The sequence below is a fragment of the Peribacillus aracenensis genome (assembly GCF_025175645.1).
GTDB lineage: Bacteria > Bacillota > Bacilli > Bacillales > DSM-1321 > Peribacillus > Peribacillus aracenensis.
Window position 1 is genome coordinate 53,604 of sequence record NZ_JANZMJ010000012.1, and the last position, 13,745, is coordinate 67,348.

Consider the following 13,745-nt stretch of genomic DNA (forward strand, 5'->3'; position numbering starts at 1 on the left):
AACTCCTAAAAAGTTAAGTTGGACATTTATTGTCCCGCGTAGTCATTTTTTGTCCCACTTAAAACAAAAAAATATTCCTGCTACATATTTTATTCTAGCAGGAACGGAATGTTTCTTCAAATGATTTGAAAAATTATTTTTCCAAAAGCCTATTTAGAGCTGATTTATCAACATTTCCAAATTGAACGATATCATCTTTCCATTCTACGACAGGAATCATCAGCCCGAATTTCTCTAGCAAATCATCATCGGTATGGATATCTATTTCCTTATAGCCTATGCCCGACTCCGCCTTCACTTCATCAAGTACCTGCTTGGCTTTATCACATAACGGGCATTTATCCCTACTATATAAAACAAACGCATTTGATTCCAAACCACTCATCCTTTTCAATCATATCTTTTTCGTTTAGATGAAGAAGGGATCCCTAATTGTTCCCGGTATTTGGCAACGGTTCGGCGTGCCAGGATAATTCCATGCTCTTCTTTCAACCGTTCTGCCAGATCTTGATCCGAAAGCGGCTTTTGTTTATTTTCCCCATTGATGGCTGCCTGCAGGCTCTTTTTTGCTTGCATGCCCGACATATCCTCATCAAGGCCAACTGATTGTAAAGAAGTGGTGAAAAATATCCGCATCTCTATCGTGCCAAATGGTGTCTGAACGTATTTCCCTTTAACCGCCCGGCTTACTGTGGACTCATGTATACCAAGTTCGTCAGCTATTTCTTTCATCGTCATCGGCTTCAAATAGTTCAGGCCATGATGAAAGCACGCCGGCTGTTTTTCGACGATGCACTGAATGACCTTCAATATAGTTTCCTTTCTTTGTTGGATTCCTCTGGAGATCCATTGGTATTCCTGCCACTTATCCTGGATAAACCGTTGGACTCCCTGATCCTTATGGCTCTTCATTCGGTTTAAATACCCTTTATCCACATTAAGATTGGGTGTGTTACCATCATAATTCCCGACAAGCAGCATGCCATCCCGAACTTCCACGACAACATCCGGCACTATATAAGAAGGCTTTTCCTGAAAAAAGAGTGAAGCCGGACGCGGGTTCAACGTCTGGACATAATCAAAGACTTCTTGAATCTCCTTCATTGTAACACCGATTTTCTTACTTAGGTCTTTCCAGCGCTTTTCAGCAAAATCGAGGAAATGATTTTCTATGATCGATTCCGCCAGCAGGTTCTCCCCTTCTGCTTTCACCTGAAGCAAAAGGCATTCTTGAAGGTTTCTCGCCCCAATGCCATGCGGCTCGAGTTCCTGTAAGAACGAGAGACTCTCTTCCAAAGCGGCCGGAGATATGCCTGGGACGCATATATCATCCAGCTGTGTCCTTAAGTAACCGTTTTCATCAAGGTTATGAATTAATAGCAGCATTGCCTTCTGCTGCTCACCTGAAAACTGCTGGTGATTCACCTGGGACATGATATGCTGTTCAAGCGATAAAGTATCTTCACTGATCTGTTCAATCCAATAATTGGCATCATACGTATTTTTAAGAGTCCGTTTACCCTTTTTCCGGTCAAAAGTTGGCTGAAATAAAGAAGCTGTTGGCTGATCTATGGACAGTAATGGATTCTCCACCATTTTATTTTCTAAAAAAGCCGATAGCTCCTGCGAGGAGTATTGCAGCAATGTAATAGCTTGCATAAGCTCCTGGGTCATTGCCATCTTTAATGTTTGCTGTTGAAAAAGTCCTGCTTTCATATTCATACTCATCGATTCATCCCTCCCCTACTCCATTTTACATTATCAGGAGAAAATTCTACACAAAAACCCATGAAAACGCTTACGATTTTTTTCTGAATAGTTTATTTGTTTTAAATACTATATGTTAGAAATGCAAATTTAACAACTACTTTTATTGAAAAATCACCATTTTTCAATAGTGCGGGCGAATATTTTCAAGACGGGAATGACAGTACAGGATTCGATGGAATATTACGGAAAACGAGCGAATTCGCCAAAAATCTTAGGGAACCGCTTAAAAATGCCCAATAAAAAATCCCCCACTTTATTAAGCAGAAGATTGGTAATGCCCTCGGCAGGAATCGAACCTGCATTTCAAGCTTCGGAGGCTTGCGTTCTATCCGTTGCACTACGAGGGCGTAATAGAAAATATTTTTCAACAGACTTCATTATATGATAGAATCCCCTTCTTTGCAAGGGTTATCAGGTTTAAAACTTCGGCTTTTGGGTATTATGGGTAATATGGAAATTCATCCCTGTGCGGCATAATAGATAAAGTAATCTATCGGGAAGGAGCCTTAGCCAGAAAATTGTCGAACAAATTATTCATTATAGGGTTTGTTTTGTTTGACCTAAATTGACCAAAAAGTGTATCATACATACATAAAGAATTTAAATGATTCTCTTAATCGAAGGAGGAAATGAACATGAATTTAATTCCTACAGTTATCGAACAAACAAGTCGTGGGGAGCGTGCCTACGATATTTACTCCCGTTTATTAAAAGACCGGATCATTATGCTAGGAAGTGCAATTGACGATAATGTTTCCAACTCTATTGTTGCTCAATTACTATTTTTAGAAGCAGAAAATCCTGAAAAAGATATCACTCTATACATCAACAGCCCTGGCGGAAGCATCACTTCCGGTATGGCCATTTACGATACTATGCAATATATCAAACCAAATGTATCCACAGTATGCATCGGTATGGCCGCTTCCATGGGCGCTTTCTTATTGGCTGCTGGCGAAAAAGGCAAACGTTATGCGTTGCCAAACAGTGAAGTCATGATTCACCAACCGCTTGGAGGAGCTCAAGGTCAAGCTACGGAAATTGAAATTGCTGCCCGCCGTATCCTTCACTTGAAAGATAAACTGAACCAAATCCTGGCAGAACGTACTGGTCAGCCTATTGAAGTCCTTCAAAGAGATACGGAGCGTGATAACTTCATGACTTCCGAAAGAGCACTTGAATATGGCTTGATTGACAAAGTCATTACGCGCAGCATCCTTGATGACAAAAAAGACTCTAAATGATTATGCAACAAAAGGCTCCGGAGATCGCCTCAAGCGACTTCCGGAGCCTTTTTACATGATAAAAGAAAAGGATGCACTTTTAGGCATCCTTTTCTTTTAACCCTCTTGCTGAACGAACTCTTCCAATGCCTCTAACGCTTCTTTTTCATCGCGTCCTTCGACGATCAACTTCACGGACACGCCAGAACTGATGGCAAGGCTCATTAACCCCATTATACTTTTTGCATTCACTTTCTTTCCTTCTTTTTCAAGAAAAACATCTGAATGAAAGCGGTTAGCTTCTTGTACAAAAAGAGCCGCCGGCCGCGCTTGCAAACCCGTCTTCAATTTTACCTCAACTTGTTTTTCCACCATCTTGATCTCCCCTGTTAGCTTTATTTTTTCGCAGCAATAGCCTCTCCCCCACGGAGTCTGTCAGCTATTTCATCAATCTTTCGTAATCGGTGATTAATCCCGGACTTACTGATGGTTCCCCCGGATACCATTTCCCCAAGTTCCTTTAAGGTTATATCCTGAAACGCTATCCTAAGCTCCGCAATTTCCCGAAGCTTATCCGGTAATATGCTTAGCCCTACCGTATCCTCGATATAATGGATATTTTCGACCTGGCGCAATGAGGCCCCGATCGTTTTGTTCAAATTGGCTGTTTCACAATTCACAAGCCGATTCACTGAATTACGCATATCACGGACAATCCGTACATCCTCGAACCTTAATAAAGCTGAATGGGCGCCAACTATGCTTAAAAACTCGGCAATTTTTTCGGCTTCTTTCAAATAAATGATGTACCCTTTCTTGCGTTCAAGTGTCTTGGCCTTCAAGCCAAACTTATTCATTAGCTCACATAGGGCATCATTGTGCTCTTTATAAAGTGAGAAAATCTCGAGGTGATAGGAAGACGTTTCCGGATTATTTACCGAACCCCCCGCAAGAAATGCACCTCTCAGATAAGAACGCTTACAGCATTTCTTCCCAACAATAGTATCGGATATATCATGGAGAATTTCAAAGCCATCGCCTAAAATTTCCAAATCGGTTAAAACCCGCTGCCCTCCGGATGACATCCTTACAATATATACATTATTCTTTTTAAGCTTCATCTTTTTACGGACCAACAGCTCGACCTGGACCTCATAACTTTTTTTCAGCAGCGTATAAATCCTTCTGGCAATCGCAGCATTTTCAGTTTGAATATCCACAACAAGCTTCCGATTAGAAAATGAAAGGGATCCGTTCATCCGGATAAGCGCACACAATTCCGCCTTACCGCAGCAATCCTTTCCCTCTAATGTAGTAAGCTCTTTTTTCGTTTCTGAAGCAAAAGACATCCATTTCACCCCCAATCGAACGCAGGTAATCTATTTTTATCAATCAAAAAACCGGCCCCGCTTATATCTACGGTATTATGGGGCTTTTAGTTTCATTTATAAGCATGTTATAAAGCAAATCCGCCACTTTTTTCGTGTCATGGCGTATTACATTCCCCTCATAGCTGAAAATGCGTTCTTGTATGATTTCAAGACCCATCCGTTTTAAACTTTCCACATCATACATGACCGGTTTGGCATATTCAGCCTGATAGCGTTGCTGAATCTCGGTTGGTATTTCTTCATTGTTAACAAGTATCCTGTCAATATATGCATTCCCCATATGGTCATATATCGCTTTTATATGATCGCTCGCACTATAATCCAGCGTCTCGCCGGCTTGTGTCATCAAATTGCAAATGTACACCTTTTTAGCCTTGGAACGGGCAACCTCTTCTCCTAGGCCAGGGACAAGTAAGTTAGGCAGAATGCTAGTATATAGACTTCCTGGACCTATGACAATAAGATCTGCCTGCTTGATTTCCTGGAGAGTTTCACTGAGCGGCTTTATATGATGAGGAGACAGAAAAACTTTTTTTATTTTCTTTCCTGAGAAGGGGATCTTGGATTCTCCTGTAACAATCGTTCCGTCATCCATCTCCGCATGGAGAACCACACTTTGGTTGGCAGCCGGAAGCACTTTACCTCGGACATTAAGGAATTTGCTCATTTCCTGGATCGCATGGACGAAATCGCCTGTCAACGAAGTCATTGCCGCCAGTATCAAATTCCCCAGCGAATGACCGGACAACTCATTTTTACTCTGAAAGCGATGTTGAAACATTTGTTCAACAAGGGGCTCTACATCCGATAATGCAGCCAGCACGTTACGAATATCACCCGGAGCGGGGATATCCATATCCTCGCGAAGGCGGCCTGAACTGCCACCATCATCAGCTACCGTAACGATTGCCGTAATATCCACTGGATGCTTCTTTAACCCTCTCAGCAAAACGGGCAGGCCGGTTCCCCCTCCAATGATCACAACCTTAGGTTGTTTCTTATTATTTAACATCTGCTTTCCCCTTACTTTTCTCGATATCGCGATGTGATACTTGAACCCTGTAATCTTTTTTGAAGTGGTTTGAAATATACTCCGTCAGCGCTACCGAACGGTGCTGACCGCCTGTACAACCAATCGCAACAACAAGCTGTGCCTTCCCTTCACGTTTATAATATGGAAGCATGAATGCAAGCAGATCGGTCACTTTTTCCAAGAATTTTTGCGTCTCGCTCCATTTTAAAACGTAACTCGACACTTCCTGTTCCAAGCCAGTCCTTGGTCTCATATGGTCAATATAATATGGATTTGGCAGGAAACGTACATCAAACACTAGGTCGGCATCTATGGGCAGGCCATGCTTGAACCCGAACGACATGACATTGACTGTAAAGCCGACACTTTTATCGGCAGAAAATTCCGAAGCGATTTTCTCCCTCAATTCGCGCGGTTTCAGTTGGGAAGTATTAAAGATCAATTGAGCCCTTCCCTTCAATTCGTCCAAAAGTTCCCGTTCCATTTTAATGCCTTCCAATGGCCGTCCTAATGGAGCAAGTGGGTGGGTCCTTCTCGTTTCCTTATATCTGCGTACCAGGGAATCATCATCAGCATCAAGAAAAAGGATTCTTGGTGATACTGCAGCTGTATCCGTTAAATTATCCAGTGCAAGAAATAAGGAATCAAAAAACTCCCTCCCCCTTAAATCCATGACAAGGGCCACTTTATTCATCTTATTCCCGGAGTCCTTCATTAACTCCAAAAACTTTGGCAATAACGTGGGCGGCAAATTATCGACGCAAAAAAAGCCGAGGTCTTCAAAACTTTGAACCGCCACTGTCTTACCCGCTCCGGACATTCCGGTAATGATGACCAATTGCGTTTCACTCATCTGCCCTGTACTCATAGTTTCTCCGCCCCCATGTATATCTTTTTTTATATTTAAAAATTAACCTGGATCCAATCGGTAAGAAAGCAGCTTAAATTCAGGCGTATAGGTAAATGTTCCATAGATGATCCCACTTCCATGAACCATATAGTCAAGGATGTGAAAATCACCTTCGGCCATCATCAGCTTTTTAACATCTTCAACCGGATGCCAGCTAAGCTCCCCTTCTTCACAAACATCCACATTTACACCATCGGAATCCGTTGCAAAGAAAGTGAACATCATCCATTCTGACAAAACTTTATCTCCGTCCTTCATAATGAAGGTGAAAATACCTTTGATGGAAGGGTTTTTTAAATAAACACCCGTTTCTTCGCGATATTCCCTAATGCAAGCATCGCGTACAGATTCCCCAGGTTCCATCTTGCCGCCTGGAGCTACCCACCATCCGCGTCTAGGCTTTTTCAATAAGAGGATTTGATTATCTTTTATCAATACACAGTTTGTGACACGTTGCACGTTCTTCACCTCAATTGGCTCTGCTCGACTATAGAAACCTTCCCCCCCCATGTTGAAGAGATTCAGTTTATATCCTTAAACCGCCGCTAGATATCCATTTGGCGATTTACAAATGCTAATAGTTCAAACAAGTTGTATTTTTCATCTTCTTACCATTATGAAAGATTATGTTTAGTATATCTTATCATTATACTATTTTTGAAATGAGCTAACAATAAAGTAAACTTCCTGCATTGGGGGAATATTCATTCGCAAAGAATCACATAGGTAAGCCTTTATCCTGCTTAACTCCTATTCTTCTCCACTTTCGCTGCCTAAATGCAAAGGGCTAGCTTATTTCACATTAAATACCACCTAAAAATTGGAACCAAAGATATAGTCTCAAAGCAGGAAAACAAAAAAAAGACACAGAAACTCATTCTGTGTCCTTAAACGTTTATAATTAAAGGGGGTCAACTTCTACCCATACTATACCCAATAATTATTTCATGCGTGTTACAACGTCGTTAAAACGGAATTACGATTATATATTCTTGAAAATCAAGCCTTTGGCTGCAATTTTTCTTGAAGCTCCTCAACAAAATGCTGAGCGGATTGAGCGGCAATGCTTCCATCGCCTGTAGCTGTGACGATTTGGCGCAATGTTTTTTCACGAACGTCACCAGCAGCAAAAATACCAGGGACGCGTGTTTCCATCCGATCATTCGTTTCAATATAGCCTGTGGAGTTCAAGATGCCCAGGTCCTCAAATGGTTTAGTTAGCGGAAGCATTCCGATATAAATGAATACACCGTCTGCGTCCATCACTGTCTCTTCTCCGTTTTCAGTGGAAACTAGAGTGACACCGCCGACTTTGCCGCCTTTTTCATTGATTTCCTTCAAAGTATGATTCCAGATGAAGTCAATTTTTTCATTGGCAAATGCACGATCTTGAAGAATCTTTTGAGCACGAAGTTCGTCACGTCTGTGTACGATCGTCACTTTTGAGGCGAAACGGGTTAAGTACACACCCTCTTCAACAGCAGAGTCTCCACCGCCGATAACGAACAGTTCTTTTTGCTTGAAGAAAGCTCCATCACAAACTGCACAATACGATACACCGCGGCCGCCCAATTCTTTTTCGCCTGGAACGCCGATTTTCTTGTATTCGGCACCAGATGAAATGATGATTGAACGTGCTTTGAATTCCTTGGAACCGGATTTGATCGTTTTATACTCTTCACCGTCAATGATTTCCTTAACATCCCCATAGGCATACTCCGCACCGAATTTCTTTGCATGGTCAAACATTTTCGTTGAAAGTTCAGGTCCGAGTATCGTGTCGAATCCAGGATAATTTTCCACTTCTTCAGTATTTGCCATTTGCCCGCCCGGTACTCCGCGTTCCAACATCAATGTTGAGAGGTTCGCACGTGATGTATAGACAGCAGCCGTCATCCCTGCAGGACCAGCTCCAATAATAACAACGTCATAAATTTTTTCAGACATGTCTTCACTCCTCCATATTCCATTACAAATGGAACCTTCACTACGAGTTAGTGTTCCCTACCTATTATCCTATATAACAAATAATTTTTCGTCCAAATATTTGCTCATCCCAGTAAGTTTTCAACCAACTTCACGTACTTCGATAAGGTGGACACCGATATGAAATGTTTGTCTGCTATTGCCTGTTTGCTCACCTTCTCATTTTTAAGCTGATTCCACACGTACTCCACAGCAGATGCCCAGCCTGCTGGATTATTTAACTTCTGCTCGGATTTCACCGCTTCGATGAAGACGGAAAACCACATTAAATAGAGCCCGGCTTCATTTAATTGTATTGGTTGGAAATGCCGATATAATAACTCGGCTGTACGATCGGCAAAATCAATCGGTGTTAATTGGCGATCTTTAGCAGGAACTTGAACAAGTTCGGCATAATCACGTTCCAAATCAGTGAAATTCTGATTTAGGTTAAGGACCTGGTTTTTCAATAGCTTCTGTTTATGAACCGAATGTTTCAGAAGGAAAATGGCAAACAGCCTTTCCTCGATGAATTCACTTTCCAGCCTTTTTGTAATAGAAGGAAAATGATGTTCAAAACCATCTGAAGTGGCATTCATATCTCCCCAAGGCTCCATGCCTTCCTTTTCCGGGTTCATTTCCACGACTTTTTTCCATGCCTTTTTGGCAGACTGTTCATGGCCTAAGTGGTAAGCGGAAATGGTAAGCCAATAGTAGAAGGTTCCATCTCCCTCGAACCCTTGCTTTTGGAGTCCTTTCAGCCATTTATATGCAGAAGCATAGTTTCCGATCAAAGCGAAGGTCGCTCCAAGCTTGAAACGATGTTCGGATAGCATCGGCCGAATCTTCTCCAGCATCTGTATGAGCTCTTCAACCTTTGCTTCATCCTGTTGATAATGATGAAAAACGACAAGGTTACAAAGCGCATGCAGGTTTCCCGGACTTTTTTCCAATACCTCATCAAGTGTTTCAAAGGCTTCATTTACTTGACCAAGATAGAAATAGGCAAGTGCCAGGTTATTATAAGCGGACCAGTAATCCTTGTACTCTGCAATCGTTTCTTTCAGGACTTCGATTGCCTTCGGGAAATTGCCTGATTCCAGGTACTCACGGGCTTGTTCCTGTTTGGTAATGAGCCCATCATGCTTAAAGGGGTTTTCTTCGGATTCATCCGACTCAAAAGTTATCAGTTCAAGCAGATCCTCTGCGTCATCGCTGAACTCCCCGTCTTCTTCTTTATCAAGATAAGCACTGGCGTGACGATAAGCCTCCTTGAACATGCCTAAGTGGGCATAATTATTCGCCAGGAAGTAATGACATTCCGACATGTAGGGATCCATCACATCCAAGATGTTCTCCAATAGGTTGTTTGAATAATTATATTCACCGATTTCCGAGCAGGTGATTGCCAATTGACAAGCTATCATCGGCTCAGCAGGTTCAAGTTCCAGCGCACGTTCCAGGTATTTTTTTGATTTAGGTAATTCTCGTCTATGATAAGCTTTTAAACCCTTGGTGAAATAATACTCACCTGTTGGGTGAAAAGTTAGAATTTGTGCCTGTTGGCCAAATTTAGAGTCTTTACTCATGTAATCCTCCATCTACAAGTTGATTAACCATAGTATTATAACATATTGGAGAAAATTTGCCGAACAATTCAAGAAAATGGAAAACGTTAATTACCATGATTTCTTTAAGAAAAAAATCGGAATTATATCCCCAGCCAAATGGGAATTTTCTTTCATCATAATAGTCCCGAACAAAGCAACACCTTCAAATCTCAGGTATGGTTTTCACCAAAATTTTGTAGCTGAAGTGGATTGGAGAGGAAGGTGCGAGACCCCTGCGGGAAAGACGCGTCTAGGGGAGACCCCGCAGGCACAGGCCGAGGAGGCTCCCGGACCGCCCGCGGAAAGCGAGTGCCTGGAACGGAAATCAACGTCCAAAGGTACAACTCATAAAAAAACTGAAGACAAACTTGATTTTCATCGAGTTTGTCTTCAGTCTGAGCCCTTCAATTGACGGAGGGCGATCACCATTCATTCGGTTTCTTTCGGTTCGTCCTTATCGGCATGTCTAGCCTTCAATACATCAAGCACTGCTTGGAAAGGCAACTCCTGCTCCCGAAGAAGAACGAATAAGTGATAGAGGAGATCCGCACTTTCCATCGAAAGTTCCTCTGCATCCCGGTTCTTAGCTGCAATGATCACTTCTGCCGCTTCTTCACCGACTTTTTTCAGGATCTTATCAACGCCCTTATCGAATAAGTAGGTAGTATATGAACCTTCAGGCATTTCCGATTTTCTTTTTTCAATCAATCTTTCCAATTCCGTCAAGAAAGTCACATTCGCCTTCACGTCTTGTCCAGCTTCACTGTTTTGGTAAACCGTTTCATTAAAACAGCTTGTTGCCCCTGTATGGCATGCAGGACCTGCAGGAACGACCCGAACGACCAATGCATCTTGATCGCAGTCATACTTCATCTCGATGATTTTCTGGGTATTGCCGCTGGTCGCCCCTTTATGCCATAATTCATTGCGCGAACGGCTGAAGAAGACCGTTTCACCTTTTTCAATCGACAATTGCAGCGATTCTTGGTTCATGTAAGCAAGTGTCAGCACTTCGCCGGTTCCTGCATCTTGAATAATTGCCGGTACCAGGCCTTTTTCGTCGTATTTAATAGTTTCAAGATTCATCGTACAACCACTCCTTGTTGTTTGAGAAACGCTTTGACTTCTTTGACGGATGTTTCTTTATAATGAAAAATCGATGCGGCTAATGCTGCGTCGGCTTTACCTTCTTGGAAGGCTTCCTGGAAATGCTCGGCGTTACCAGCCCCGCCTGAGGCGATGACCGGCACTGAAACGGCTTCAGATACCGCTTTTGTCAAAGCGATATTAAACCCTTTTTTCTCGCCGTCACAATCCATGCTTGTCAATAAAATTTCACCTGCACCGCGGATTACGGCCTCTTTTGCCCACTTGACCACTTCCCATTCAGTCGGTTTCCGGCCGCCGTGGGTATATACGCGCCATGACCCAAGCTCTTCGTCATATCGGGCGTCTATGGCGACAACGATACATTGGGAACCAAAATAATCAGCACCTTCATTTATTAAATCAGGGCGCAGGATGGCTGCTGTATTTAAGGATACCTTATCGGCACCTGCTCGTAAGATTTTCTTCATATCCGCCAATGAATTAATGCCGCCGCCCACCGTGAACGGGATTGCCAAGCTGCCCGCTACCGCTTGAACGACGTCGACGATCGTTTCCCTGCCTTCATGTGATGCGGAAATATCCAGGAAGACAAGCTCATCGGCACCTTCTTGATCGTAAAAGGATGCAAGTTCGACCGGATCTCCAGCATCCCTAAGGGACACAAATTGTATACCTTTGACTACGCGCCCATCCTTTACATCGAGACATGGAATAATTCGTTTAGTGAGCATTTAACCACGCACCTTTTCTAGTGCTTCTTCTACAGTAAAGCGATTGGTATAAAGTGCCTTGCCAATGATTGCCCCTGCAATGCCTTGGGCTTCATACTCTCTGAGGGTGACAAGGTCTTCGAGTGAACTAATGCCTCCCGAAGCGATCACGTTTTTACCAGTTGCCTCCGCCATGGCCAATATGCCTTTCACATTCGGACCTGAAAGCATGCCGTCCGTCGCAATATCGGTCACGATAAAGGTCTCTGCACCAGCATCGGCCAGTAATTTGCCAAGATCTATCGCAAGGGTTCCAGAAGTTTGAAGCCAACCATGAGTGGCAACCTTGCCATCTTTCGCATCGATCCCGATTGCGATGTGGCCTCCATATTTCCTAATCATATCTTTAGTGAAATCAGGGTCTGAAACGGCCGTGCTGCCTAAAATGACCCGTTCCACTCCATTATCCAGGTAATGGGCTATATCCCGTTCCGTACGGATACCGCCGCCGATTTGAATGCGTGCCCCTAACTCACTTGCAGCCTTTATTACGTATGAATCATTAATGCGCACTCCCTCTTTGGCTCCGTCAAGGTCGACCATATGTATCCAATCGGCTCCTTGGTCCGCAAAGCTTTTAGCCATATCGAAGGGGGAATCGCCATAAACGGTTTCCTGATTGTAATCTCCCTGGATTAAGCGGACGCACTTGCCTCCGCGCATATCAATCGCCGGGTAAATAGTAAAGTTGCTCATGCTTCTTCCTTCCCTTCTACTAGTGACAGATAATTTTTCAAGAGTGACATGCCCATCTTCCCGCTTTTTTCCGGATGGAACTGCATGCCGAAAACATTCCCTTTACCGACGATCGCCGGCACTTCCACATCGTACGTCGCCGAAGCGGTAACGAATGATTCATCCGTATCGACATAGTAAGAATGGACGAAATAAACATGTTCCTCTTCCAGTCCCTCATTCACTGGTGACGCCTGTTTAAATTCAAGACGATTCCAGCCCATGTGCGGCACTTTATAAGCCTGGTCATCCGCATCCACACCTTTGAAACGAACGACTTTACCTGGGATGAGGGATAATCCTTTTGCAGGTCCATTTTCCTCGCTTTCATCAAAGAGAAGCTGCATACCAAGGCAGATGCCTAAAAGATAACCTCCATCGGCTACATATTCCTTCAGGAATTCATCAAGCTTTTGTTTTTCCAAGAGACTCATGGCATCCCTGAAAGAGCCCACGCCGGGAAGAATGATCCCATTCGACTTTGAAAGTTCTTTTGGGTCATCGGAAATGAAAGAATCGGCACCAAGGCGCTCCAGCCCTTTACTTACGGAAAATAAATTCCCCATGCCATAATCGACGATCCCGATCATTTACAACATTCCTTTCGTCGAAGGGATGCCCTTTACACGCGGATCGATGGTCGTAGCTTCATCCAATGCACGTCCAAGCGCTTTGAATATCGCTTCGATCATATGGTGTGTGTTGTGTCCGTAATGAACGACTACATGCAGATTCATCCTGGCTTCAAGAGCGAATTTCCAAAGAAACTCGTGCACCAGTTCAGTATCGAAAGTACCGACCTTTTGCGAAGGAAACTCAGCCCGGAACTCCAGATGCGGACGATTGCTTAAGTCGATGACAACCTGGGCGAGTGCTTCATCCATAGGTACGAAGGCATTTCCGTAACGTTTTATCCCGCGCTTGTCTCCAAGGGCCTCCAATAACGTCTGCCCTAAGCAAATGCCAATATCTTCAGTTGTATGATGATCATCCACGTCTGTATCTCCGTTTGCATCTACAGTCAAATCAAACTTCCCGTGTTTGGTGAACAAATCCAGCATATGCGTCATGAACGGAACGCCCGTCTTAATGGAGGAATTACCTTCCCCATCCACACCAAATTTCAAGCTTATTTCCGTTTCATTCGTCTTTCGCTCCACACTAGCAAAACGTTCCATTACAACTCCCCCTCAATTCCCAAGATGTAAAAGCATGTCAAAAGTCTTTA

Annotated in this window: 15 protein-coding genes and 1 tRNA gene; 1 reads left to right on the plus strand and 15 read right to left on the minus strand. The window is 43.3% G+C overall.

Annotated features, from left to right (window positions below):
- Positions 1-133 precede the first annotated feature (133 nt).
- From N0M92_RS13730 to N0M92_RS13740, 3 genes are all read right to left on the minus strand, one after another.
- Positions 134-385 carry a glutaredoxin family protein gene (locus N0M92_RS13730; protein WP_397443851.1) on the minus strand — a complete coding sequence of 84 codons (252 nt, stop codon included), beginning with the start codon at positions 383-385 and terminating at the stop codon, positions 134-136.
- A 5-nt stretch (positions 386-390) separates the two neighbouring features.
- Positions 391-1,728 carry an RNA polymerase factor sigma-54 gene (rpoN, locus tag N0M92_RS13735; protein WP_311202557.1) on the minus strand — a complete coding sequence of 446 codons (1,338 nt, stop codon included), beginning with the start codon at positions 1,726-1,728 and terminating at the stop codon, positions 391-393.
- Positions 1,729-2,045: 317 nt separating this feature from the next.
- A tRNA-Arg gene (locus N0M92_RS13740) sits at positions 2,046-2,117 on the minus strand.
- Positions 2,118-2,405: 288 nt separating this feature from the next.
- On the opposite strand from N0M92_RS13740, the gene clpP reads away from it, so the two are divergent.
- Positions 2,406-3,014: an ATP-dependent Clp endopeptidase proteolytic subunit ClpP gene (gene clpP / locus N0M92_RS13745; RefSeq protein ID WP_063233960.1), complete on the plus strand. Its 609-nt coding sequence runs from the start codon at positions 2,406-2,408 to the stop codon at positions 3,012-3,014.
- 96 nt (positions 3,015-3,110) lie between these two features.
- Here clpP and N0M92_RS13750 read toward each other — a convergent pair whose 3' ends face one another.
- The 12 genes from N0M92_RS13750 to hisB all read right to left on the minus strand — a co-directional run bounded on the left by N0M92_RS13750 (position 3,111) and on the right by hisB (position 13,695).
- A complete protein-coding gene (locus N0M92_RS13750) occupies positions 3,111-3,368 on the minus strand; it encodes an HPr family phosphocarrier protein (protein ID WP_048688029.1) in 258 nt (85 codons plus the stop codon).
- Positions 3,369-3,388: 20 nt separating this feature from the next.
- Entirely contained in the window at positions 3,389-4,342 is a 954-nt protein-coding gene (gene whiA / locus N0M92_RS13755; RefSeq protein ID WP_034309971.1) for a DNA-binding protein WhiA, read from the minus strand.
- A 67-nt stretch (positions 4,343-4,409) separates the two neighbouring features.
- Complete coding sequence (locus N0M92_RS13760; protein ID WP_260286289.1) at positions 4,410-5,396, minus strand: gluconeogenesis factor YvcK family protein; 987 nt, start codon at positions 5,394-5,396, stop codon at positions 4,410-4,412.
- A complete protein-coding gene (gene rapZ / locus N0M92_RS13765) occupies positions 5,386-6,285 on the minus strand; it encodes an RNase adapter RapZ (protein WP_076368244.1) in 900 nt (299 codons plus the stop codon). Before rapZ ends, N0M92_RS13760 begins: the two co-directional genes overlap by 11 nt.
- Before the next feature lie 42 nt (positions 6,286-6,327).
- Positions 6,328-6,786, minus strand: a complete 459-nt coding sequence (locus tag N0M92_RS13770) for an NUDIX hydrolase (protein ID WP_063233957.1) — start codon at positions 6,784-6,786, stop codon at positions 6,328-6,330.
- Between the two features lie 540 nt (positions 6,787-7,326).
- On the minus strand, positions 7,327-8,274 hold the full coding sequence (gene trxB / locus N0M92_RS13775; protein WP_260286290.1) for a thioredoxin-disulfide reductase: 948 nt from the start codon (positions 8,272-8,274) through the stop codon (positions 7,327-7,329).
- A gap of 104 nt (positions 8,275-8,378) precedes the next feature.
- Positions 8,379-9,881 carry a tetratricopeptide repeat protein gene (locus N0M92_RS13780; protein WP_260286292.1) on the minus strand — a complete coding sequence of 501 codons (1,503 nt, stop codon included), beginning with the start codon at positions 9,879-9,881 and terminating at the stop codon, positions 8,379-8,381.
- Between the two features lie 450 nt (positions 9,882-10,331).
- Positions 10,332-10,988 (minus strand): bifunctional phosphoribosyl-AMP cyclohydrolase/phosphoribosyl-ATP diphosphatase HisIE, encoded by a 657-nt coding sequence (gene hisIE / locus N0M92_RS13785; RefSeq protein WP_260286293.1) that lies wholly within the window; start codon positions 10,986-10,988, stop codon positions 10,332-10,334.
- Positions 10,985-11,743 (minus strand): imidazole glycerol phosphate synthase subunit HisF, encoded by a 759-nt coding sequence (gene hisF, locus N0M92_RS13790; protein WP_260286295.1) that lies wholly within the window; start codon positions 11,741-11,743, stop codon positions 10,985-10,987. The genes hisIE and hisF overlap by 4 nt, the downstream gene beginning before the upstream one ends.
- Complete coding sequence (gene hisA / locus N0M92_RS13795) at positions 11,744-12,478, minus strand: 1-(5-phosphoribosyl)-5-[(5-phosphoribosylamino)methylideneamino]imidazole-4-carboxamide isomerase (RefSeq protein WP_260286296.1); 735 nt, start codon at positions 12,476-12,478, stop codon at positions 11,744-11,746.
- On the minus strand, positions 12,475-13,107 hold the full coding sequence (gene hisH, locus N0M92_RS13800) for an imidazole glycerol phosphate synthase subunit HisH (RefSeq protein WP_260286297.1): 633 nt from the start codon (positions 13,105-13,107) through the stop codon (positions 12,475-12,477). Before hisH ends, hisA begins: the two co-directional genes overlap by 4 nt.
- Positions 13,108-13,695, minus strand: coding sequence for an imidazoleglycerol-phosphate dehydratase HisB (gene hisB, locus N0M92_RS13805; RefSeq protein WP_063233950.1), 588 nt, complete (start codon positions 13,693-13,695; stop codon positions 13,108-13,110).
- Between the last annotated feature and the right edge of the window lie 50 nt (positions 13,696-13,745).